The organism is Shewanella litorisediminis (assembly GCF_016834455.1).
Lineage (GTDB): Bacteria > Pseudomonadota > Gammaproteobacteria > Enterobacterales > Shewanellaceae > Shewanella > Shewanella litorisediminis.
The window spans coordinates 3077501-3099505 of record NZ_CP069213.1; the positions used below are offsets into that span (position 1 = coordinate 3077501).

The following is a 22005-nucleotide window of genomic DNA, read 5'->3' on the forward strand; positions in this document are numbered from 1 at the left end:
CCCGTAAAGATGACTCGAGCGATGAACCCGTGATGATGACGGATGAGGAACGAGAGTCTGCCCTCGCTGAGGCCAAAAAGCGGATATCGCTTTTCTGTAAAGACGGGAAAAAGTAACCCACTCCAGACAAGCGAACATTCTTGACGCCTGCGTCAGATAATAAAGAGGGAGCCAAAAGGCTCCCTCTTTATATTGCGGTCGCAAAATCGCCTCAGATTCATACCACACTATTTGAGCAGCGGTATTTGAAACGCGGTATCCCCATCTTTTTGCTATCGGCTTACTGTGCAAACACCAGCTCTGCATCCTGGCAGTCGACCCGAATGGGCTTGCCGGGGATAAACTCACCCCGCAGCAGTTTCTGCGCCAGCGGGTTTTCCACCTCTTGCTGCAGCGCCCGCTTCAGTGGCCGCGCACCATAGACAGGGTCAAATCCGGCTCTGGCAATAAATGCCAGCGCCTCATCACTGAGCTCGAGTTCAAACTCACGCTCGGCCAAACGCTTGCGCAGAGACTCGATTTGAATGGAGGCAATGTTCTTGATGTGCTCTGCATCCAGCGGGTGAAACACAACCGTCTCATCAATCCGGTTTAAAAACTCCGGCCTGAAACTGTGCACCACCACATTCATCACTTCTTGCTTCATCTGGGCATAATCCAGGGTACCGAAGCGCTCCTGAATAATATCGGAGCCGAGGTTCGAGGTCATGATCACCACGGTATTGCGAAAATCCACAGTGCGGCCCTGACCGTCGGTCAGGCGACCATCATCCAGCACCTGCAAGAGAATATTGAACACATCGGGATGCGCTTTTTCCACCTCATCGAGCAGAATGACCGAATACGGTTTGCGGCGCACCGCCTCGGTAAGATAACCGCCTTCTTCGTAACCCACGTATCCGGGAGGCGCCCCCACCAAGCGGGACACTGAATGCTTCTCCATAAATTCCGACATGTCGATGCGCACCAGCGACGACTCGGTATCGAACAAAAACTTGGCCAGTGATTTACACAGCTCTGTTTTACCTACCCCGGTGGGGCCGAGGAACAGGAAAGAGCCGATCGGACGGTTGGGGTCGGCAAGTCCGGCGCGGCTTCTGCGAATAGCATTGGCCACGGCATCCACCGCCTCGTTCTGACCAATCACCCGTTCATGGAGTGCATGCTCCATTTGCAGCAGTTTCTCGCGTTCGCCTTCCAGCATCTTGGCCACAGGAATACCGGTTGCCTTGGACAGCACCTCGGCTATTTCCACATCGGTGACCTTGTTGCGAAGTAGCTTCATATCCTGCATTTCGGCCTGCGCCGCCAAATCGAGCTGTTTTTCAAGCTCGGGAATACGGCCATATTGCAACTCAGACATGCGGGTCAGATCGCTCGCCCTGCGGGCAACCTCCAAATCCAACCGTGCCTGTTCGAGATCGGCTTTAATATGTTGGGTACCCGCGAGCGCCGCCTTTTCGGTGCGCCAAATCTCATTGAGCTCATTGGCCCTGGCTTCCACTTCTTTGAGCTCATGGCGCAAATGTTCAAGACGCTTGCGACTGGCCTCATCGTTTTCTTTGGCCAGCGCCTGCTCTTCCAGCTTAAGCTGAATGGCACGGCGCTCGAGGCGGTCGAGGGATTCCGGCTTGGAGTCAATCTGCATCCGGATGCTGGATGCGGCCTCGTCGATGAGGTCGATAGCCTTGTCCGGCAACTTACGGTCTGACACATAGCGGTGCGACATGCTCGCTGCCGCCACAATGGCCGGATCAGTAATTTCCACGTGATGGTGCAGCTCGTAGCGCTCCTTGAGACCACGCAAAATAGCAATGGTGTCTTCCACTGAGGGCTCATCCACCAGCACTTTTTGGAAACGGCGTTCAAGGGCGGCATCTTTTTCCACGTACTGGCGGTATTCATCCAGGGTCGTGGCGCCGACGCAGTGCAGCTCACCTCGGGCAAGCGCGGGTTTGAGCATGTTACCGGCGTCCATGGCACCATCGCTCTTACCTGCACCCACCATGGTGTGCAGCTCATCGATAAAGAGGATCACCTGGCCCTCTTCCTGAGCGAGCTCATTGAGCACAGCTTTTAAACGCTCTTCAAACTCACCACGGTATTTGGCGCCGGCCACCAGCGCCCCCATATCCAGCGACAGCACCCGCTTGTTTTTAATGCCTTCGGGCACCTCGCCATTAACAATCCGCTGGGCAAGCCCTTCCACGATGGCGGTTTTACCCACGCCGGGCTCACCGATGAGCACGGGGTTATTTTTACTGCGGCGCTGCAATACCTGAATGGTGCGGCGAATTTCATCGTCGCGACCTATCACGGGGTCAAGCTTGCCCTGCTCGGCACGCTCAGTCAGGTCAACCGTGTACTTTTTCAGCGCCTGACGATTGTCTTCGGCATTGGGGTCATCCACCTTCTGGCCGGCGCGGATATCCTCAATGGTTTGCTCCAGCCGCTCTTTGGTGGCACCCGCCTGTTTGAGGATTTGCGCCAGGGTGTCGTTGCCTTCAAGGGCGGCGAGCACAAACAGCTCGCTGGAGATGTACTTGTCTTTACGCTTTTGCGACAGCTTGTCACACAGGTTAAGCAATCGAATCAGCGCCTGAGACAGTTGTACATCACCGCCGGTGCCTTCTACCTGGGGCTGACGCTCGAGCTCCTGCGACAAGAGTGAGCGCAAATTGCTCACCCGCATACCGGACTGGGTTAGTAAAGGATGAATTGAGCCGCCGTCCTGATTGAGCAGCGCCATCATCAGATGAACAGGTTCGATAAATTGATGGTCTCGACCAAGGGCCAGAGACTGGGCATCAGATATGGCAATCTGGAATTTGTTGGTCATACGATCGAGTCGCATACAGCCTCCTGAAACTAGGACCGCAATAAATTGGGTTACCCGAGAATGGTTACCTGAGTGAGGTCACCTGAGAGTAGTTACCTAAAAGATGGGGCTGCAAATGCAATTTTCAAGTGTGTAAAAAACAATCACACATAAAAATGGGGGTTAATCTCGCCAGATGAGGGAAGCCATACGGCCAGTCACGCCGTCTCGCCGGTAGGAAAAGTAGTCATTGGGGTGAGAAAAGGTGCATATGTCCGTCGAAAAACACTGCACCACACCGGCATGCATCAGTCGTCGCTTCGCCAGTGAAAAGAGATCGGCCAGAAACTTACCTTCCACCGATGCGTGAAAACACACATGGGCTCCGGGATCCTTGGCCAAAAATGCTGTACGCACCTCAGCCCCCACCTCAAACGCGTTTGGGCCGATGGCGGGGCCTAAATAAGCATGGATTTGCGCAGGCGGCACGCTGAAACAAGCCAGCGTTTGTTCAAGCACACCTTCACAAAGACCGCGCCACCCCGCGTGGGCAGCCGCGACTTCCTGGCCATCGGCGGAGGCAAAAAGCACAGGTAAACAGTCGGCCGTCATCACTGCGCAGACTGTACCTGAGCGATTGGTGTAGCTGGCATCGGCAACGGGTGGCTTATTGCCACAAGTCCCAACATCAAGAATGTCATCGTCTTCAACGACTTGATTACCGTCGACAGCAAGGTAAACCTCTGTGCCGTGGACTTGCTCAAGCCAAAGCGGCTCGCAAGGCAAAGCCAGGGCGGCGACAAGCTCGCGGCGATTGAGCTCAACCCGCCCGGCATCATCGCCTACATGCAGCCCAAGATTAAGGCCGTCGTAGGGGGGCTCACTCACGCCCCCCTCACGATCAGTAAAGGCAAGTTTCACCCCGGGAGGTAGTGGCCAATGCGGGCGCAGCATCTCAGCTCTCGTCCTTCTATCAGATATAGTCCTGAGGATTGGCCTCAGTATCTTTACGAAGGGCCTTGGTCAGCATCACCATGTCTTCAGGGATAGGAGCGTTGAAGGACATGATCTCCATGGTGACCGGGTGGGCAAGCTCAAGTCTGACTGCGTGCAGCGCCTGACGGGTGAAGTTTTTCAGAATTTCAAAAAACTCCGGGCTGGCATTCTTTGGCGGTTTAGGACGCCCACCATATACGGGATCGCCCACCAGCACATGACCAATGTGTGCCATGTGCACTCGAATTTGGTGAGTGCGCCCGGTTTCCAGACGGAGGCGCAAACGGGTATGTGCCCGGAACTTTTCAGCCACCCGATAGTGGGTCACCGAAGGACGGCCACTGTGATGCACCGCCATATGGGTACGCTTGGTAGGATGACGACCAATGGGCGCATCGACAGTACCACCGGCGGTCATGGTGCCAAGCACTATGGCTTCGTACTCGCGGGTAATGTCTCTGGCCTGCAGCGCAGCAACCAGATGGGTCTGAGCCTCAACGGTTTTTGCCACCACCATCAAGCCTGTAGTGTCTTTATCGAGGCGGTGGATGATACCGGCTCTGGGCACATGCTCAATTTCGGGACAGTGATGCAACAACGCGTTCATCAGGGTACCGTCGGCATTACCGGCACCGGGATGCACGACAAGGCCTGCCTGCTTATTGATCACCAGAATGTGCTCGTCTTCATAGACGATGTCGAGATCGATGGCCTGAGCTTCTGCCGCAACTTCTTCTTCCAGCGTGGCCTCAATCTCAATGACTTGAGACTCGAGCACCTTTTCTCTGGGTTTAGTCACAGCAACGCCATCAACATAAACGTTGCCACCGAGGATCCATTCTTTCAGCCGGGTGCGCGAATAGTCGGGAAACAACTCGGCAATGGCTTGATCCAGTCTCAGCCCCGTTTGTGTTGCTGAAATCTCGCTTTTTAGATTAATCTCTTGGGTCATGGGAACCGTACCCCGGTATTGGGGTCCAAATTGGTGTGCTATCTGTTACAATCGGATGTTTTCCATTTTATCGTGAAATGGAAGAATTCTTAACTACAACTTCAAAAGAATTGAATTCAAGTATGTATAAATTTGCCAAAGGCTCGGCCGTTGCCTTGTTCGCGCTGGCGCTGGGCGCTTGTAGCAGCTCAGGAAGTCAGGAAGATGTTGTACTGAGCCAGAAGTCACCTGAGGCACTTTATGCCCAGGCCCGAACCTCCATGGAACTGGGGAATTTCTCCAAAGCCGTTAAAAGCCTTGAAGCCCTGGACTCCCGTTTTCCCTTCGGTGCGCACAAGACTCAGGTTCAGCTGGACATGATCTATGCCTATTATAAGCTGGATGACACACCACAGGCGATTGCCAATATAGACCGCTTCCTGCGTCTGAACCCCACCCACCCCGATGTGGACTATGTCCAGTATATGCGGGGCTTGGTGAACATGCAGGCGGACAGCTATCTGTTCCATGACATGATGAACATCGATCGTACCGATCGTGATCCTAAAAATGCCATGGATGCCTTTAAGGATTTCGAGCGCCTTATCAAGACTTACCCCAACAGTAAGTATGCGGCCGATGCCCATCAACGGATGCAGTTCTTGAAAAACCGTCTGGCCCGTTATTCCATCCAGGTGGCCGAGTACTATGTAAAGATGAACGCCTGGAGCGCGGCTGCCGTTAGAGCACAAACCGTGATGGAATCTTTCCCGGGTACACCTTCTACTGAACGTGCGCTGGAAATTATGGCCCAGTCCTATGACGAGCTGGGTCAGGAACAGCTTAAAAAGCATGTCCTGATGGTAATGCAGGAAAATTTCCCTGCCAATGAGATGCTGCAAAACTAAGGCATCTGCACCTTTGATAACGCCCGGCTAAATGCCGGGCGTTGTTTTTAGGCCTTTAACCAGGCTTTTTCAACCTTTCCCCTACAGCAAGCCCTTATCTCCTCTCCCCTTGCCCGCTTTATCACTCACAACAAAATCCACCTTAACCCACCCGGGTTTCCCTGTGGTGCACAATAAAAATACACAAAAACACGGCTTTCAGGCCATTTCGGGCAAAACTTATCCAAACAGGCATGTTTTTAAAATATTCCTGAGAAAAGAGTTGACTCAAAACCGCAAAAGCTATTTAATGCACCCCGTCGCCCGAATAGCTCAGTTGGTAGAGCAGCGGATTGAAAATCCGCGTGTCCCTGGTTCGATTCCGGGTTCGGGCACCACCTTCAACTCTAAGGTGCTCTGGCGACAGAGAAAAACGCAAAGCGGTACAGTGCAGGTGTGGTGGAATTGGTAGACACGCCAGCTTCAGGTGCTGGTGCCCTTACGGGCGTGGAAGTTCAAGTCTTCTCACCTGTACCAACTTTGCGATTATGAGTAAACTGTACAAAGACTCAATGTGCAGGTGTGGTGGAATTGGTAGACACGCCAGCTTCAGGTGCTGGTGCTCTTACGAGCGTGGAAGTTCAAGTCTTCTCACCTGTACCAATTAACACAGAGAGTCTTTAACAATACAGTGCAGGTGTGGTGGAATTGGTAGACACGCCAGCTTCAGGTGCTGGTGCTCTTACGAGCGTGGAAGTTCAAGTCTTCTCACCTGTACCAAACAAATGAACCTCGCAATGCGAGGTTTTTTTGTATCTGTAACATCCCTCCCGAAAAGACTTCCTTTTGCTATACCTATAACTATGGCTCAACCAAAGGCATGACAGAGTCAGGCAAAGGAGAGTCCATTTTCCCTGTCGGGGGTCACCGATGAATCAACTGCAGATTAAACACAAGATGCTGCTGGGATTCTTTATTCCAGTGCTGCTGCTAATCATCGTTTGCGGCGTCTCCATGAGCATCATGTCCAAAATAGAAGATGGCGTGCTTCGCATCTACCACGACAGAGTGGTTCCTCTGGAAGACCTCAAGCTGATTGGCGATGACTATGCGGTATTTGTCATTGATGCCATCAACAAAGCCAACGCCGGCGGTTTTTCGGCTGAAGAAGCCAGAAACGGCTTAATCGAAGCCAAAAAGAACATTGGCAGCCGCTGGGAAAAGTACATGGCCACCGAACTCACTCCCGACGAACAAAAGCTGGCCCAACAAGCCCAGCAGCTGTTTTCCCCCGCCAATCAGCAAATTCAGCTGCTGATAGACAAACTCAGCGGCAAGTCAGGTACTGTAACGGGTCAATTCAGCGGAGACATCATGCCGCTTTACCAGGTGATTGATCCCATTAGCGGTAAAATAGCTGAGCTTGTGGCGCTGCAAATCCACATAGCCGATCTGGAGCGGGAACAGGTAGAGACGCTGCACACAAGCTCGCTGAAATGGTTTATCAGTCTTGCAGCCTTTGCCATCATCATCACCAGCTTTTTCGGTGTGTGGGTTAACCGAGGTGTGATGACTCCGGTGACCGAAATTCGCCAAAAGCTCAGGCTGATACGGGACAAATCAGATATGACGGTCAGCTTTACCGTATTCCGGGATGATGAACTGGGCCATATATCCAAAGACTTGAATGGCGTGGTAAACCACCTCAGGGGCATTTTGAAGAGTATTGCCGAGGCCGCATCAACGCTTGGCGACTCAGCCGATGAACTGAATGAGTTTACCCGCCAGGCCAATGACCGCATGTTCAAACAGCAGTCGGAGACCGAGCAGACTGCCACAGCCATGAATGAAATGACCGCCGCTGTGGCAGAGGTCGCCCAAAGCAGTAATTCAGCGGCCGAATCAGCCAGAAACGCAGATGAAAGTGCCGCCCGAGGCAACAGCATAGTGCAGCAGTCCATCAGCAGCATGTCGGTGCTGGCATCTCAAATTCAGGGAACCGCCACCGTGATAGGCGAACTGGCCACCGAGAGTCAAAACATAGGCAGGGTGCTGGATGTGATTAAGAGCATTGCCGAGCAGACAAACCTGTTGGCGCTTAACGCCGCTATCGAAGCCGCCCGAGCGGGTGAACAAGGACGCGGCTTTGCCGTGGTAGCCGATGAGGTAAGAACCCTGGCACAGCGCACCAGCGAATCGACCCGGGAAATTGAATCCATGATAGCGGCGCTGCAGCAAGGGGTGAAAAGCGCGGTCACGTCTATGGAACAAGGCATTGCCCAGGTAGACAATGCCAACCAGAGCACCAATGCCGCTGGCAGTGCACTGCAGGACATAGTGGCGAGTGTAGACAGCATTACCCAACTGAACACCCATATCGCCACGGCAGCCGATGAGCAAAGCTGCGTTGCCGAAAGTATCAATCAGAGCATCATTGCCATCAGTGACATCGCCCAGGAATCGACCCAGGCCGCAAACGATTTGAGTGATGCCGTTCATCAACTGGCACAACTCGCAGGACATATGCGTACTCAGGTGGGGACTTTCGTTCTCTAAGTGACTCTGATCAAAGTCACTCTTATCAAAGTAACTCTTCTGCAGGCAACTCTGGGAAGCCTCTGAAAACGATGGACGACATAGAAACGTAAAGGGGTCATCAGCAAGAACAGACGGTGTACATCACAAAGACACCGTCTGATACTACAACGCCAACAACACTTCATTTGCCTTCACTTGTACTTCCCCGCAAACAAACCGATATTGTTTGGCTTTACCCCACTGTTTTCATCAATCTGGCTGCCTGCATAAAGCGGACACACACCCGATTGCGGCCTTCGGATTTGGCCAGATACAGCTGCTTATCCGCCATGACCAACATATCCTGCCAGGAAGTATCGGCAAACTGGGGATCATAGTGCTCAAAGAGCACACCTCCGACACTGATAGTAATATAGCCAAACTGGCCGGATGGATGGGTAATGGCAAGCTCTCTAACCCTGTGCAGCATCCGCTCGGCCAGGCGCTCCATTTGCAGGGTATCGTCTCCATGAACCACCACGCAAAACTCTTCACCACCAAAACGCGTCACCAGCTCTCCCCTGCGCCGACATTCAATCAGCAACGTCTGGGCCACCGAGAGCAGCGCCTTATCGCCCGCGGTGTGGCCTTGACTGTCGTTATATTGCTTAAACTCATCCACATCCACCATCAGAAAACCCAGGGCTCCCTTGCCATCCAACCATTCCTGATGGGCCCTCGAGGCAAACGCCTCCAAGCCCCGGCGATTGGCAATGCCGGTAAGAGGGTCTTTGAAGGATAAAGACTCCAGATAGTTTTGATGCCGCTCCAACATGTCAGCCAACTGGTTAAATGAGCCAGTTAGCCTGTGCAGCTCATCGATAAAAAAGGATTGGTTTATTTTTGTAAGTCGGCCCCGGGTTGTCATTTTCACCAGCACCCGATTGATATTGCCAAGGGGCGTCAAAACAAACAGCGAAAGCGGCACCGATCCCAGGAGTAACACCACCATAAAGGTGGCAAAAATCACAATGGATTCACGGGAAATAAATGAGGGGACATCACTCTTGTGATGCTGCACTGTCATGACCATAGCGGGCGCGCCAAACACATCCTTCACCAACCACTGATGGCTTTGGGCCACATCATCGATATAGACGGGCTCTTCGAGTATGGGCAAGCGTCCATGAAGCCGGGGATTGGCAAGAGACAGGCTGGACTCAACCAGGGTCAATTCCTTGAGCATATCCGTAAGGGAGACATTAATCAGTCGAACCACCATAAAACTGCCCAGAACGTTACCATGGCCATTACTTGGCAACACATTGCTGTTACTGAAAAACATTACCTTACTGCCGTAACGGATAATCCCCCGACGTGTGCTGGCAGACTCGGCACTCACGGCCTTGGCATCGGGCAATACGGGCCCAATCCATACAGCCTGTGACTCAAGACTGTCCGGCAGCAGTCCTGGAACCGCCTGATATCGCCACACCAGCTTTCCGTTGGTATCAAACAAAAAAGCCCCGTCCATGCCTGCGGCAACAAAGGCATCGTCATAGAGATTTGACTCGATAAAGTCCGGATCCGGGGATTGGATAAAGCCCACCATGTCGTCCCAAACGCCGTAATCATGGCTGAAAGTAGACAGGGGTTGACTGAAGAAATTCATGCCCGCTTTAAGGGCCTTTACCTCCATCAACTGCTGATCCCGCACCTCATTCATCAGTCCCGGGCGAATGAAAAGGCCGTGGATCAGAAACGATGTCACAAAGGCGGCCAATGTAACCAAGGTGCCGAGCAACATATTGAAATGATTGAGCCGCATACAAATATCCCCGGATGAAGCTTCATTTAAGCTTAGCCCCGCGGCAGGGATTTGCCCGTAAAAAAAGCCGCCTTTCGGCGGCTTTATGATGGATATTTTACTCAACTCACCCGGAACTGACTTACTGCCCGCTGTAAATACTCTGCCCGCTCCCGCAAATCGTCGGAAGCTCTGGCGTTCGCCATAGCCGCCTGGGAAGACTCTTCGGCAATATCCCTGATGACCACCACGTTTTTGTTGACCTCGGCAGCCACGGAGCTTTGTTCTTCGATGGCCGCGGCTATCTGGGTGCTCATATCCATAATGTTGGTCACATCCTGGTTTATCTGCGCCAACATGGTACCGGCACTGGCGGCCTGCTCTGCGCTCTCGCCGCCCTGGCGCTGACTGGCTTCCATCAGCTGGACAATGGAGCGGGTTCGCGATTGCAACGTTTGGATGATACCGGCAATTTCTTCTGTCGATTCCTGGGTACGCATGGCCAGTGAGCGAACCTCATCGGCCACCACGGCAAAGCCCCGGCCCTGCTCACCTGCACGGGCGGCTTCAATGGCAGCGTTCAGCGCCAGCAGGTTGGTTTGCTCAGCGATACCCCGGATAACATCCAACACGCTGCCGATAGTGCCACTGTCACGCTCAAGCTCTGCAACCACAGAGGCCGAGTTGTTGAGTTGTTGCGCCAGCGACTGAATTTTTTCGATGGTTTGCTCAACGCTCTGCTGCCCCACCTGAGCATTGGAGTGTGTGTGGTTGGCACGTTCGGCGGCCAATTCAGTATTTTTGGCAATCTCATCGATGGTCGCACCCATTTCGGTAATGGCGGTAGCCACCATGTCGGTTTCATTCAGCTGCCTGAGCACCCCATCGGATGCCTGGGTGGCGTTCGCCGACAGCTCCCTGCAGGACTCATTCATCACCGCCACGGCATCATTCACTTGCTGAATAAGTGCACGGAAACTTTCAACCATTTCATTAAAATGCAGGCCAATCTCGGCGATTTCGTCCTCACCCGCCGTATCACAGCGCAGGGTCAGGTTTTTATCCTTGCCGACGTGTGAAATCACCTGATTGATATTGTTGATGGGGGTAATGATGGCGCGGATGATAAAAATGGTCACGATAGCCACCAGAACGGCGATAACGGCAAACAGGGTGGTTGCCATGGCAACACTGTCACTCTCTTCATCATGAATTTCATGAAGCGCCAGCTCCCGCAACTCCTGAGTCGCCTGCTCAGCCTGGTCAATTACTGCTCTGAGTGCCCCCATCTTGCCGTCTTCTTTCCCTAAGCCAAACTCCTTCTCTTTGTTAACGAAGGCCTCGAAATTATTCTGATAATCCTTCATCAGACGGCGAATTTCACTGACTACATCAGCGCTCAAATCGGACATACTGAGGGTGCTGTCAAAGCTGCTCAGCGTTTGCTGAAACTTATCCAGATAACTGGCGTCACGGCGCAGCATAAAGTCTTTTTCATGGCGTCTGAGCTGTAACATTTGTACTGCCAGCTCCGGCTTATTGTGTTCCTTCAGTAAGGTTTCCACATTGTGTACGGCCCCTCTGAGCTGACCATACAAGCCAGACTTGGGTGTCAAACCGATTTGCTGCTGAAGCGTTACCACCTCGGAAAACAGCGTCAGATATTGTCCTAACAAGCTTTCAAACCGATTCAAAGGTGCCAGCGGCATGTCATATTCTTCAAAGGTTTGGCTGATGGTACCCAGCTTGGTTTTCAGCTCTGTTGCGTGCTGGGCATGCCCTTGCACATATGCCATATCACTGCGGGTTAAAAAGTCTTTCTCATCCTTGCGAAGCTCGAGCATATCCCTTTCCAGCTCAACAACCGTTTGAGCGGCCAACGCCAGCTCAACCTGAGTTTTGCCGGAATACAGCTGCAGACCGAACATGGCCACAAGGGCACCTATCGACAGCGCTGCGCTCAGCATTAATTTTTGACGAATGAGCATATTACTTTCCCCATGTAGCGATCTTTATTAACTGTAGCCCCCTGGCGTCGATTTGGTAATAACAGCCTTGGGAGCACAAAAGAATCACACGTAGATTATTCTTCTTGTTGAAGGCATCCTTATGAGTATCGGCTGCAAATGCTAAAAACTCCATGAGTTTTAATCACTTTTTGATTTATTCACTCACGTCATAAGGTCCGGATCAGACGATTTACTTCCCACCACAAACTTGCATACAATATTCAAGTATTTCTTTCTATCTGAGTCACTATGCAAATCATCAATGCAAAGCAAGTGCAACAAAAGTTGACGTTCCCAACCCTTGTCGAAGCCTTAAAGCAACAACTGTGCCACCCATACAGCATGCCCCGGCGCCGGGTCTACGCCCTGTCGGAGGCAGCAGAAGACCAGGATGCTTTTGCCCTGTTACCCGCCTGGGATGATGAAAGCATTGCGGTAAAAGCCTTCACCTATTTACCTGACAATCCGGTTAAAAACCCGGGATATGAGAGCCTGTATTCGCAGATACTGCTATTTGACAGACAAACAGGCGTACCTCAGGCACTGATAGATGGAACCAGCGTCACCTACTGGCGCACGGCGGCGATTTCTGCGCTGGCAACAAGCTTCCTGGCACGTGAGAAAAGCAGCCGTCTGTTACTGTGCGCCACCGGCAATCTGGCATCCTACATGGCACTGGCACATGCCAGTGTCCGGCCAATCACGGCAATCAGGGTGTGGGGAAGAAATCCGCAAAAAGTTGCGGCTACTATTAGCGCTATTAAGGCGCAGCGCGCCGACATTGAGGTAACAGCCGCAGATGCGCTGCAAGTGGATGTGCCCTGGGCCGATATTATCAGCTGCGCCACCGGCTCCCCTACGCCGCTGTTCCCCGGAGAATGGGTCTCGCCGGGCACCCACACCGACTTTGTCGGCAATCATCATAAAGACTGCCGCGAATGTGATACCTACCTTGTCACCACCGCCCAAGTTTATGTCGATTCGAGGCTCAATGTATTCAATGAAGCCGGTGAGCTCTTGATACCGGTGGCCGAAGGTCTGTTCTCGCTGGATGAAGTGAAAGCCGAGCTCGCTGAACTTTGTCAGGGAAAAGCCGGGGGGCGCTTGAACGACAACGACATCACCCTGTTCAAAAGCGTTGGCTCGGCATTGGCCGACCTCGCCGGCGCCCGGCTGGTTTTCAAGGCAATGCAGGAACAATAATTTACAGGGGAGGCAAAAAAAGTTGCATCCCCACTAAACCTTTCTATCTTGGGCATCTGTCTTATTAAGCAAACAAGGACCGATGGAACCCAAGGTGCTCCCAATACCACAGCAAGCTGAGCAGCAAGCGCCAGAACCGAACGATGCCAGTTTGGCGCAGCAAGCGGCCCAGGGCGATAAACGCGCCTTCGAAGCACTGTACCTGCGCCACCATAAACGGATTTATGCCTTGGCACTGCGTCTTGGCGGTGAACCGAGTCTTGCCGATGAGATATTGCAGGAAAGCTTTGTTCGGATGTGGCACAAGCTGCCGCAGTTTCGTGGCGAGAGCCAATTTGGCACCTGGTTTTATTCGCTGGCCCTTAATCAGGCGCTGACAACCCTCAAGAAGCATCGAAGCTTTTGGGCGCGCATGGTGCCCGACTGGCAAATACAGCAAGCCCCTGAGCACGCGCAGCATGATGACGGCCTCTTGCTTGACCGCTTGATTGTCAGGCTTCCGGAGCGCGCACGCCTGGTGTTTGTGCTCTTTGCCGTTGAAGGCTTTTCCCATGAAGAAGTGGCCAGCCTGCTTGGCATATCCACCGGCACCAGCAAGGCCCACTACCACAGGGCAAGGGAATTGATGAAGGAGATGCTGTCATGAAAAACACAGCCGACAAAGAGCTCGACGCGCTCATTGCCAATACCCCAAAAGAGCTGACGCCACCACAACACAACTGGACTGCCATTGCAGCCAGACTGGATAGGCCGCAGCCCACAGCCATTTCCTCCAGGGCTCGCGGTTTTTTACCCCTGGCTCTGGCGGCAGGCTTGTTGCTGGTATTGGTCCCTCTGCTCCCCCAAACCACATCACCAGAGAGAGATGATAGCCTGCTGCCACTCATTGAAAGCATTGAGCTTTCCCATAACCAGGAAGTAGCGTCGTTATCCTCGTCCGCCAGCAGCGGCTGGCAGCGGGTGGGATATCAGGAGCCGGTGGAGGCCGGTCTGAAAGAACTGCGGGAAGCCGCACGGCTCATCCTGGATTCTCTTAAGGCCAATCCACACGATAAACAACTTTGGCAGCTCTGGCTCTGGGTCCAGCGCCGCGAAATTGAACTGTTAACCCAGGGACAAAGGCTGCCAGTCGGCGCCACACAAGGAGACAACCTATGAAGACACTGCACTCACTGTCGCTGCTGTGCCTGCTAGCAAGCCCGCTGTTTGCCGCCGAACAAATTGACCAAAGCCTGGATGTCGGCGCTCGGGTGGTATTGGATCTCAGGGTCCAGCGTGGCCAGGTAGAAATCAGCCCATGGGATCAAAATAAAATTCAGGTTCAGGGTACGCTGGATGAACTCAGCGAAGGCCTGATTTTCGAAAATCAGGGCGGCCGGATCCTGCTGGAAGACAAGATGCCCAAAAGCTATCAAGGAAAGAAGAATAAGGGCTCAGACCTCGTTATCAAGGTGCCCGCCAAACTCACATTGCATGCTGAAAGTGTTTCGGCAGATTATCGGGTGAAGGGACTGGAAGGCGACCTGGGATTTGGCACAGTGTCGGGTGACATCAAGGCCAGCAGCCTTGGTGGCAAGGTCAGCTTCAATACGGTTTCCGGTGAAGTGGATGCCACACAGCTTGCCGGCAACATAAAAATTGAGACTGTGTCAGGGGCCGTCAAAGACAACAGCTCCACCAGCGATGAGGCCAGCTACAAGTCTGTCAGCGGGAGTATTCAGCTGAATAATGAGGCACAGACGGTTCGCATCGAGCAGGTATCAGGGGATACCGAAGCGACGCTGCCAAGCGCCCGTGGCGTACAATATAACGCCGTGAGCGGTGACGCCGAGCTTACGCTTAAGGGCGATGTAAAGTTGTCGGGAGAATCGGTCAGCGGTGACTTGTCAGTCAAGCTCCTTGGCGATGCCGATGTCCGCGTGGCCATTAACGGTGGTCCGGGCGGTAAAATTCATAATGGCCTGACCAATGAAGCGCCCAAAAAGCCGAAGTACGGCCCGGGAAGCAACCTGGATATGGTACTTGGCAATGGCAAGGGGGTGATTGAACTCTCCACCCTCAGCGGCACATTATCCGTGGAATAATAGGTAACGCTCATGGATGAGCGAAGCCTCAAAACCGGCCAATAAGGGCCATAACTGAGGTTAGTCACCGCTTTACATGACATATCGTCTTGATAAGGCGTAGCGGTCAATGAGAAGAAGGTCAGAGCTAAGCTAGTAGAGCTAATAAAATCTATGAAATTTCGCCTACGGTTAATTGGGCAACCCTTTGTTTCAAAAAATCCACAAAATTTTGAAAAATATGATTTTGTGGCTTTTCCTTTAGAAACACTATGCTAAAACGCGCATATAGTTCTGGCATTAATGTAGGGGTCAAACGCACCAAGCTGCCTTGTTCAAGTTCACTTCGTACTGCTATGTCGGGAGTCATCGCCACTAAGTCAGTAGTCAGGACCGCCTCTCTAATAGAATGAAACTGCCCAAATCTTACTAAACCGGAAAAATCATCTCTATGCTTCTTAAAAAGATCTTCGAACTCTTCGGCCACTCTGGTAGGTAGTCTTCGAGGGATCGCCAGCGGGTAATCCCTCAGTGTGGTCAAAAACAATCTGTTCAATCCGGTGAGGGGATGGCCTGCACGGCAACAAAAAATAACGGGAAATTCGGGTAAATCTATCAAGTCCACCATCTGACTCTTATCCAAATCAGTCAGTCTTGATTCTGCTATGAAAAAATCTATTTCACGATTCAGTAACTGCTCATAGAGTCTATCCCACCCTGCAACCTGTAAGTCGATAGTCAGATCGGGATAGTGCGCCAAAAAATCCCCTAGGATAGGTCCCACCAAACTGTGTGAAGGTATCGGACTTGCACCTATAGCCATTTCTTTGGAGTCGATGCCTTTAAAAGCCCCCAAATCATGCTCGAGTTTCTCACACTCATTCAAAATACGCTGACTGTGACTCAGTACCATGGTGCCAAAGTCAGTGATTACGACTTCTTTCGCTGTACGGGTGAAGACAGCCCCACCCACTAACGCTTCAAACTTTTTGATACTTTTGGATAAACTCGGCTGGGTTATGTTCAGTTTTCCGGCTGCGCGATGAAAACTCTTGGTTTCAGCCAATACGACAAAATGCTTTAAATGACGTAACTCCATATAAACTCTCTCAATTGACCGCGCCCCTAAAAAACACTATCAAGCCATTAACAAATATTTCCCCCATTAACATCGAACAGCAATTTGCAGAGTAGCGCCGAGTTGCTTGCTGAACTCTCAGCTTGGTTTAAGGCTATATCTGCCGCACTACGTTTTGCGAAGACCAAATACTATTCGCTCAAAACCGCTATGCATCTTCAGCGGCTAACTCACCCTATGCCCGCAGGGCACTTATTGAACCTTGCTTGGATGTCTGCCCCAAAAGCAGTTGTGTTAGATTTTTCGCCTTCGCGATCTTTATTGATTGCTGATGCGTTGACCGTCTCATCAATGACATGCCCCCCGAATTTGCCGCGTCAATCTTACCGCAATCACAAACATCAAATTGTTACAAGTTGCATCAAAATAAACACAAAAAACCAAACAGGCAGCAACCATTTAGAAGCAAAAATATCAATCACCTTGCAAAAATCCCGATCAAGATGCTGTTTTACAATACGAAAATTCTCAAATTGCTTTTATAGCGGACAAAAAACAGTCTCCATCAGATGCCCGTCAGGCATCAGATCATTCCTATTGGCTATTGGATGGCAAAGCATCCGAACGGATAAAAAGGGAAGGATCAGTAAACTCATATTGACTGAGCAAACAAAAAAATAGGGAAGAAACTAATAATGAAACTAAAAAAAATCAGCATAGTGACCCTCGCGGCCATGTATGCGGGTGCCGTCGGAGCCAGTGCTGCCAATAGCATTTCCACGACATCCACTGGGGCTAAAATTAAGCCAATTGAAGTGACTGAAAACGTAAAGCAGTTCAACAAAGACAAATATAAAGATCGTGCGATTACCAGCGGTGACTCAGTTAAGCATTCCAATGGTCGCAATGTTCATCGCGCATACACAGATGAAAACCGCAAGGTAGCATTCGAATATGAACAGGGCTTGCAAGGCGAGCATGTATATATCATTGAGTTGAATGAAAAACCAGTAACTCTATATCAAGGCGGCAAATCAGGTTTGCAAGCCACTTCCGCTCGGTCCAATGGTATCCCTGCGAGCTTAAGTCCCGCACTTCACGATAAAATTGATGTTAACAGCAGGGCAGTTAAAGCCTACCGTTCATACATACAAGAACAACAAGCTTCATTGATATCACAAATCAACAGTCAAGTGGGTAGCACTGAAACTGTGGCTCAATATCAGCTTGCGTTCAACGGCATAGCCATAAAAATGAACCAGGAACAAGCTGCACAAGTGGCAACGTTGCCCAATGTTGTCAAAGTCACTCGCGAAAAGATGTATGAACTTCATACTGATGTTGGCCCTCAACATATTGGCGCAGACAAGTTCTGGACAGGCGAAATTGCTGGTGAAGTGTTCACCGGAAAAGGGATTGTCGTAGGTGTACTCGATACGGGCATCAATTCAGACCATGCATCCTTCGCGGCCGAGGGTCATGATGGCTACGTACACAAATTGCCGTCACGTTACTCAGGCTACTTGGGAGACTGTGAGAAAGAAGCATTCGCTTCTATGTGTAACGACAAGTTAATTGGTGTTCGCTCTTATCCAATCATCACAGATACCTACACCGACCCCAGTTTCCAACCTGACAAAAACAGTTGGGAGATCACAGTTCCAGTTCGGCCTCCAAACGGGGAAGACTACAACGGACACGGCTCTCATACCGCATCGACAGTGGCAGGTAACATATTACTGAATACTTTCTATACCGTGCCTGATGCTGGCGTCACCAGCGATGGAAAGCCGACAGACTTGGTCTTGCCTCGTATCTCAGGTGTAGCACCTCACGCCAACGTCATTATGTATCAAGTATGTCATCCGGGTGATGGCACGCTAAACCAATACGCTGGCTGTCCCGGCTCAGCGTTACTAGCCGGTGTAGAAGATGCGATCGCCGATGGTGTAGACGTTATCAACTACTCGATTGGTACGGCATTTGGCGCTTTTCCGTGGGAAGACCCCGTTGAAATGGCGTTCCTGGGTGCCCGAGAGGCCGGTATTTCTGTCTCTGCTTCAGCAGGTAACTCGTTTGATCCCTCTCGCTCAAGCCAAAGACGAGGGGCTATCGATCATCTTTCACCTTGGCTTACGTCTGTTGCCGCCACCACACACAGCCGTGAATTTGCGGTTGAAGGCAAAATGCTGACCAACTCGCAAGGGGGCAATCAGCCACTTTCCGACATTGAAGGCAAAGGTATCACGCAGGCGTATACCGGGCCAGTTGTCGAAGCCAAGGCTTATGGCTGGCAATATGAAAAGTGTAATGACCCATTCCCGGCAGGCTTCTTCGATGTTGCCCCCGATGGGACACCATTTGACACTGCGCCTATTGTTGTCTGTAAACGTGGCGATATTGCACGTGTACAAAAAGCGATAAATGTGGCAGAAGGCGGTGCTGGCGGCTTTATTTTACGTAACGCCAGCAACTCTGAGTCACTTAATAATGATCCTTTCGCTATCCCCGGTATCCATATTTCTTATGGTGATTACTATGGTAATGCTTCCAACAACTACTACGGACTCAATAAGTGGTTAGCTAACGGCAGTGGTCATCAGTTAACGATTACCGCTTCTGAAGTGGTCTCTAAAAATAGAGAAGCCAACTATGTTGCCGACTTCTCATCTCGTGGTCACAACTTCGCCAACCCTGAAGTAATGTCTCCCAACTTGGCGGCGCCAGGTGTTGATGTTTACGCTGCCTGGGCTGATGACATGCCTATGACAGTTGGGCCAACGCCAAGTGACTTTAATACGATAAGCGGCACATCTATGGCGGCGCCACACGTAGCCGGTGCAATGGCATTACTGAAACAAGCCCGACCTGAATGGACGCCTGCACAAATTCAATCTGCGTTAATGACCACTGCCAGCCTTGACGGTGTGAATCGCACTTCTGAGGTTTATCCATGGGAAGCAGCTGAGCCTGCTGGCTTTAGCGATGCTGGCAGCGGTGTGATTAACGTTGCAAAGGCTTATAAAGCAGGCCTGATAATGGATGAAACTGCCGATAATTACCGCGCAGCCAACCCGAAAAATGGCGGTACTGTCAGCACACTTAACGTTCCTTACTTCTTCAACGAAAGCTGTAATGGCACCTGCACTATGATGCGTACATTTACTGCAACTGCAGATGGCAGTTGGACAGTCGATGCATCCGTATTGGCCATTGATGGGGCTGATATGCTGTCGCTTGAGGTAACGCCTTCAAGCTTCAGCCTGACCAAAGGTGAGACTCAAACCATTCTGCTCACAGCTAAGGTCCTTGAAGTACAGGCACCGGGTGCCGACTCTTCATCTTTGCGCTTGCTTGGTGATGTGAAGATCACCCCAAGTGCCGCTGACATGCCAATTCAACACTTACCAGTCAGCATTCGTTACAGTGGAAACACAATGCCTGAGAATGTGTCAGGTAAGATCCACCGCAAGCAGGGGCATATCCTGTCACCGGAAATTCGTACCGAAGAAATTCAGCAATTTAATTACCAGGCTAATGGTTTAATCAAGGCTGAACGTTTTGATATACAAATGAAACGCAGCGATGCCCGTAACTACGCAGGCAAAGAGGAACGTGAAGCCGATGGCCAACTGGTGAAATTCTTTGAAGTACCAGAAGGCACTAAACGCATTGTGTGGGAAGTGATCAAGGCCGACTACAATGCGTATGCGTCTATTGATATTGGCCTGGACGTTAATAACGATGGCGACATTCAATGGCAAGAGGAAGCAATCTGTTACTCTCGCACAGACAACAATGACTTCTGCGCTATCAATAACCCCACGCCCGGTACCTATTGGGCCTATGCTTCCAACTATAAATATGACTATGAGGATCCTGAAAACCTGGCAGACAACTTCACCTTGGCGTTAGCCGTTATTGGCGAGCAGGACGAAGGCAATCTGGTCGCCACCGGTCCTGACACCACGAATGGTATGGATCCTTATCGCGTACAACTTAACTACGATTTAGCCGACCCACAAGAAGGCGACATCTACTACGGTTACGTTGGTATTGGCAGCGATGCTTATAATGCTGCTAACTTAGGCTATATTCCGCTTCAGTTGATATATGAAGGAGCTGACACCGCAGTTACCGTCAGCCAAACTGCAGCCAAAGTGGGAGATATCGTCAACTTCGAGGTTAGCCTCGCACCGAACTTATTGGGAAGTGAACGCGCCTTCATTCTGGACACTGTACTGGATGATGGCTTTCAATTGCTCAATGACAGCATTAGCTTAGCCGGCCCAACACAGTTTAAGGACGATTTAACAGTTGATGGAAACACCATCAGTATTCACTCTGTCCAAGAATCATCGTTGGAAACCAAACGTCACTATGTGTTTACCACCAGCCTGGATGATGCGACTTGCCGAGTACCATCAAAGTTGACCGACAACGCAGAAGACACTTACTTTGACCTCGGGACGCGTGATCCGCGCACAGCTTTGGGCATCCAAGGCTATTCGTCACAATACTTGTCAATTCCTATGTCAACCAATGGGTTACCTCATGTACCTCTCTATGGTGCAGAGCAAGACATGCTGCATGACATTTTGGAGATTTCACCCTTTGGTTATGTGAAGTTTGACGAGTTACCCGACTTCTATAACATCCATCGTGAGTTTACTGATAGCTTCCAGGACTTTCCCGACACCATAGTGGCTCCACTGTGGCGTGGCGATGTCATGATGCCCGCACCTGTATTTGACATCACTACACGTCAGTACATTAACAATGTATATGGGGCTGTAATTGAAGACTATTATGTATTCCAGTGGAAAGGCGGCAAAGAGTTCAACAACCGATTCACTGGCAACCGCAACCCAGATCCGGATTCCTATTTCGACGTTGAAACCATCATTTCAACCAAGATTGACTTTACCCCGGGACAACATGAAATCATGTTCGGTTATAAAACCATCCGCAGCCAGAACGATCACTTTGGTTCCATTGGATTACATGGCTACTACGGTGAGCGTGCAACTTTTGCTCCTGTAAATGGCTGGTCAAACGATGGTTTTGCCTTCAATAACGTGGATGAAGTAGTCTCTGATGGCATGATGATATGTGCTAACTACCAAGGGCCGGAAAGCTCAGGTATGACGTTAAGCTTCTCGGCTCGCGTATCAGCTAAGGCGGTTGGTTTAGAGAATGCGGTCACCGTGACCTCTAAATATGAAGACTCCGAAACTGTAACTGTTTCTAAAGTGGTTAAATCACCCAGCAACATTCAAGTGACAACCATTTATGATCAAAGCATTGAAGAGAATACCAGTTTAGAGCTCACCATCAGCTATGCCGATCTTAAAAATACCGTCAACGGTATTATGGTAGAAGGTGAACATATCAGTGCCAAAGTTGATGGCGATGTGGTCACCATCACGCCTGATGCGAACTGGTATGGTGAGACGCAGGTGACTATTACGGTGCACGACATGGCCTATCCAAACGACAAAGCATCAACCAGCTTTACGCTGACAGTTGTTTCTGATGGCGTAGAGCCCACACCACCTCCAACACCAACACCACCGGCTAGCAGTGATGGTGGCGGTAGCTTGGGCTTCCTGAGCCTTGCCCTGCTTGGCCTCCTGGGTCTGGGTCGTCGCAAGTACTGATTGGTATCAGTTAAAACTGAAAAGGGCCTTCATTGA

General features: G+C 51.1%; 14 protein-coding genes and 4 tRNA genes (1 of these 18 running past the window's edge). 12 read left to right on the top strand and 6 right to left on the bottom strand.

Translation table 11 applies throughout. The features are described from left to right. On the top strand, nt 1-116 hold the 3' portion of the coding sequence (locus tag JQC75_RS13545; protein WP_203324583.1) for a DUF4124 domain-containing protein. It extends 340 nt beyond the left edge of the window; 116 of the gene's 456 nt are visible here — the last part of the coding sequence; the start codon falls outside the window, past its left edge; the stop codon is at nt 114-116. A 164-nt stretch (nt 117-280) separates the two neighbouring features. Here the strand turns inward: JQC75_RS13545 and clpB are convergent, their stop codons facing one another. The 3 genes from clpB to rluD all read right to left on the bottom strand — a co-directional run bounded on the left by clpB (nt 281) and on the right by rluD (nt 4766). Then, complete coding sequence (gene clpB / locus JQC75_RS13550) at nt 281-2854, bottom strand: ATP-dependent chaperone ClpB (RefSeq protein WP_203324584.1); 2574 nt, start codon at nt 2852-2854, stop codon at nt 281-283. A gap of 147 nt (nt 2855-3001) precedes the next feature. Then, the gene (gene pgeF, locus JQC75_RS13555; RefSeq protein WP_203324585.1) at nt 3002-3772 is read right to left on the bottom strand and encodes a peptidoglycan editing factor PgeF; all 771 of its coding nucleotides are present in this window, start codon (nt 3770-3772) and stop codon (nt 3002-3004) included. A gap of 19 nt (nt 3773-3791) precedes the next feature. Then, nucleotides 3792-4766 (bottom strand): 23S rRNA pseudouridine(1911/1915/1917) synthase RluD, encoded by a 975-nt coding sequence (gene rluD / locus JQC75_RS13560; protein WP_203324586.1) that lies wholly within the window; start codon nt 4764-4766, stop codon nt 3792-3794. 122 nt (nt 4767-4888) lie between these two features. Between rluD and JQC75_RS13565 the strand changes: the two genes are divergently transcribed. From JQC75_RS13565 to JQC75_RS13590, 6 genes are all read left to right on the top strand, one after another. Then, complete coding sequence (locus JQC75_RS13565) at nt 4889-5653, top strand: outer membrane protein assembly factor BamD (protein WP_203324587.1); 765 nt, start codon at nt 4889-4891, stop codon at nt 5651-5653. A gap of 301 nt (nt 5654-5954) precedes the next feature. Further along, nucleotides 5955-6030, top strand: a tRNA-Phe gene (locus tag JQC75_RS13570). A 52-nt stretch (nt 6031-6082) separates the two neighbouring features. Continuing rightward, a tRNA-Leu gene (locus tag JQC75_RS13575) sits at nt 6083-6169 on the top strand. A gap of 39 nt (nt 6170-6208) precedes the next feature. After that, a tRNA-Leu gene (locus tag JQC75_RS13580) sits at nt 6209-6295 on the top strand. 30 nt (nt 6296-6325) lie between these two features. After that, nucleotides 6326-6412: transfer RNA gene (locus JQC75_RS13585), tRNA-Leu, on the top strand. Nucleotides 6413-6562: 150 nt separating this feature from the next. After that, a complete protein-coding gene (locus JQC75_RS13590; protein WP_203324588.1) occupies nt 6563-8188 on the top strand; it encodes a HAMP domain-containing methyl-accepting chemotaxis protein in 1626 nt (541 codons plus the stop codon). A gap of 214 nt (nt 8189-8402) precedes the next feature. Here JQC75_RS13590 and JQC75_RS13595 read toward each other — a convergent pair whose 3' ends face one another. Further along, complete coding sequence (locus tag JQC75_RS13595; protein WP_203324589.1) at nt 8403-9977, bottom strand: sensor domain-containing diguanylate cyclase; 1575 nt, start codon at nt 9975-9977, stop codon at nt 8403-8405. 101 nt (nt 9978-10078) lie between these two features. Continuing rightward, nucleotides 10079-11944, bottom strand: coding sequence for a methyl-accepting chemotaxis protein (locus JQC75_RS13600; protein WP_203324590.1), 1866 nt, complete (start codon nt 11942-11944; stop codon nt 10079-10081). Nucleotides 11945-12214: 270 nt separating this feature from the next. On the opposite strand from JQC75_RS13600, the gene lhpI reads away from it, so the two are divergent. From lhpI to JQC75_RS13620, 4 genes are all read left to right on the top strand, one after another. After that, on the top strand, nt 12215-13168 hold the full coding sequence (gene lhpI / locus JQC75_RS13605; RefSeq protein WP_203324591.1) for a bifunctional Delta(1)-pyrroline-2-carboxylate/Delta(1)-piperideine-2-carboxylate reductase: 954 nt from the start codon (nt 12215-12217) through the stop codon (nt 13166-13168). An 82-nt stretch (nt 13169-13250) separates the two neighbouring features. Next, the gene (locus tag JQC75_RS13610; protein WP_203324592.1) at nt 13251-13814 is read left to right on the top strand and encodes an RNA polymerase sigma factor; all 564 of its coding nucleotides are present in this window, start codon (nt 13251-13253) and stop codon (nt 13812-13814) included. After that, a complete protein-coding gene (locus tag JQC75_RS13615) occupies nt 13811-14326 on the top strand; it encodes a hypothetical protein (RefSeq protein ID WP_203324593.1) in 516 nt (171 codons plus the stop codon). Before JQC75_RS13610 ends, JQC75_RS13615 begins: the two co-directional genes overlap by 4 nt. Continuing rightward, entirely contained in the window at nt 14323-15252 is a 930-nt protein-coding gene (locus JQC75_RS13620; protein WP_203324594.1) for a DUF4097 family beta strand repeat-containing protein, read from the top strand. The genes JQC75_RS13615 and JQC75_RS13620 overlap by 4 nt, the downstream gene beginning before the upstream one ends. A gap of 151 nt (nt 15253-15403) precedes the next feature. Here the strand turns inward: JQC75_RS13620 and JQC75_RS13625 are convergent, their stop codons facing one another. Further along, complete coding sequence (locus tag JQC75_RS13625; RefSeq protein WP_203324595.1) at nt 15404-16330, bottom strand: LysR family transcriptional regulator; 927 nt, start codon at nt 16328-16330, stop codon at nt 15404-15406. A gap of 674 nt (nt 16331-17004) precedes the next feature. Between JQC75_RS13625 and JQC75_RS19005 the strand changes: the two genes are divergently transcribed. Continuing rightward, the gene (locus JQC75_RS19005) at nt 17005-21969 is read left to right on the top strand and encodes a S8 family serine peptidase (RefSeq protein ID WP_203324596.1); all 4965 of its coding nucleotides are present in this window, start codon (nt 17005-17007) and stop codon (nt 21967-21969) included. Nucleotides 21970-22005: the final 36 nt, after the last annotated feature.

Excerpts from the sequence above, each read along its gene's own strand:
- clpB (WP_203324584.1), bottom strand. The coding sequence starts at position 2,854 with ATGCGACTCGATCGTATGACCAACAAATTCCAGATTGCCATATCTGAT.
- pgeF (WP_203324585.1), bottom strand. The coding sequence starts at position 3,772 with ATGCTGCGCCCGCATTGGCCACTACCTCCCGGGGTGAAACTTGCCTTT.
- rluD (WP_203324586.1), bottom strand. The coding sequence starts at position 4,766 with ATGACCCAAGAGATTAATCTAAAAAGCGAGATTTCAGCAACACAAACG.
- JQC75_RS13565 (WP_203324587.1), top strand. The coding sequence starts at position 4,889 with ATGTATAAATTTGCCAAAGGCTCGGCCGTTGCCTTGTTCGCGCTGGCG.
- JQC75_RS13590 (WP_203324588.1), top strand. The coding sequence starts at position 6,563 with ATGAATCAACTGCAGATTAAACACAAGATGCTGCTGGGATTCTTTATT.
- JQC75_RS13595 (WP_203324589.1), bottom strand. The coding sequence starts at position 9,977 with ATGCGGCTCAATCATTTCAATATGTTGCTCGGCACCTTGGTTACATTG.
- JQC75_RS13600 (WP_203324590.1), bottom strand. The coding sequence starts at position 11,944 with ATGCTCATTCGTCAAAAATTAATGCTGAGCGCAGCGCTGTCGATAGGT.
- lhpI (WP_203324591.1), top strand. The coding sequence starts at position 12,215 with ATGCAAATCATCAATGCAAAGCAAGTGCAACAAAAGTTGACGTTCCCA.
- JQC75_RS13610 (WP_203324592.1), top strand. The coding sequence starts at position 13,251 with ATGGAACCCAAGGTGCTCCCAATACCACAGCAAGCTGAGCAGCAAGCG.
- JQC75_RS13615 (WP_203324593.1), top strand. The coding sequence starts at position 13,811 with ATGAAAAACACAGCCGACAAAGAGCTCGACGCGCTCATTGCCAATACC.
- JQC75_RS13620 (WP_203324594.1), top strand. The coding sequence starts at position 14,323 with ATGAAGACACTGCACTCACTGTCGCTGCTGTGCCTGCTAGCAAGCCCG.
- JQC75_RS13625 (WP_203324595.1), bottom strand. The coding sequence starts at position 16,330 with ATGGAGTTACGTCATTTAAAGCATTTTGTCGTATTGGCTGAAACCAAG.
- JQC75_RS19005 (WP_203324596.1), top strand. The coding sequence starts at position 17,005 with ATGAAACTAAAAAAAATCAGCATAGTGACCCTCGCGGCCATGTATGCG.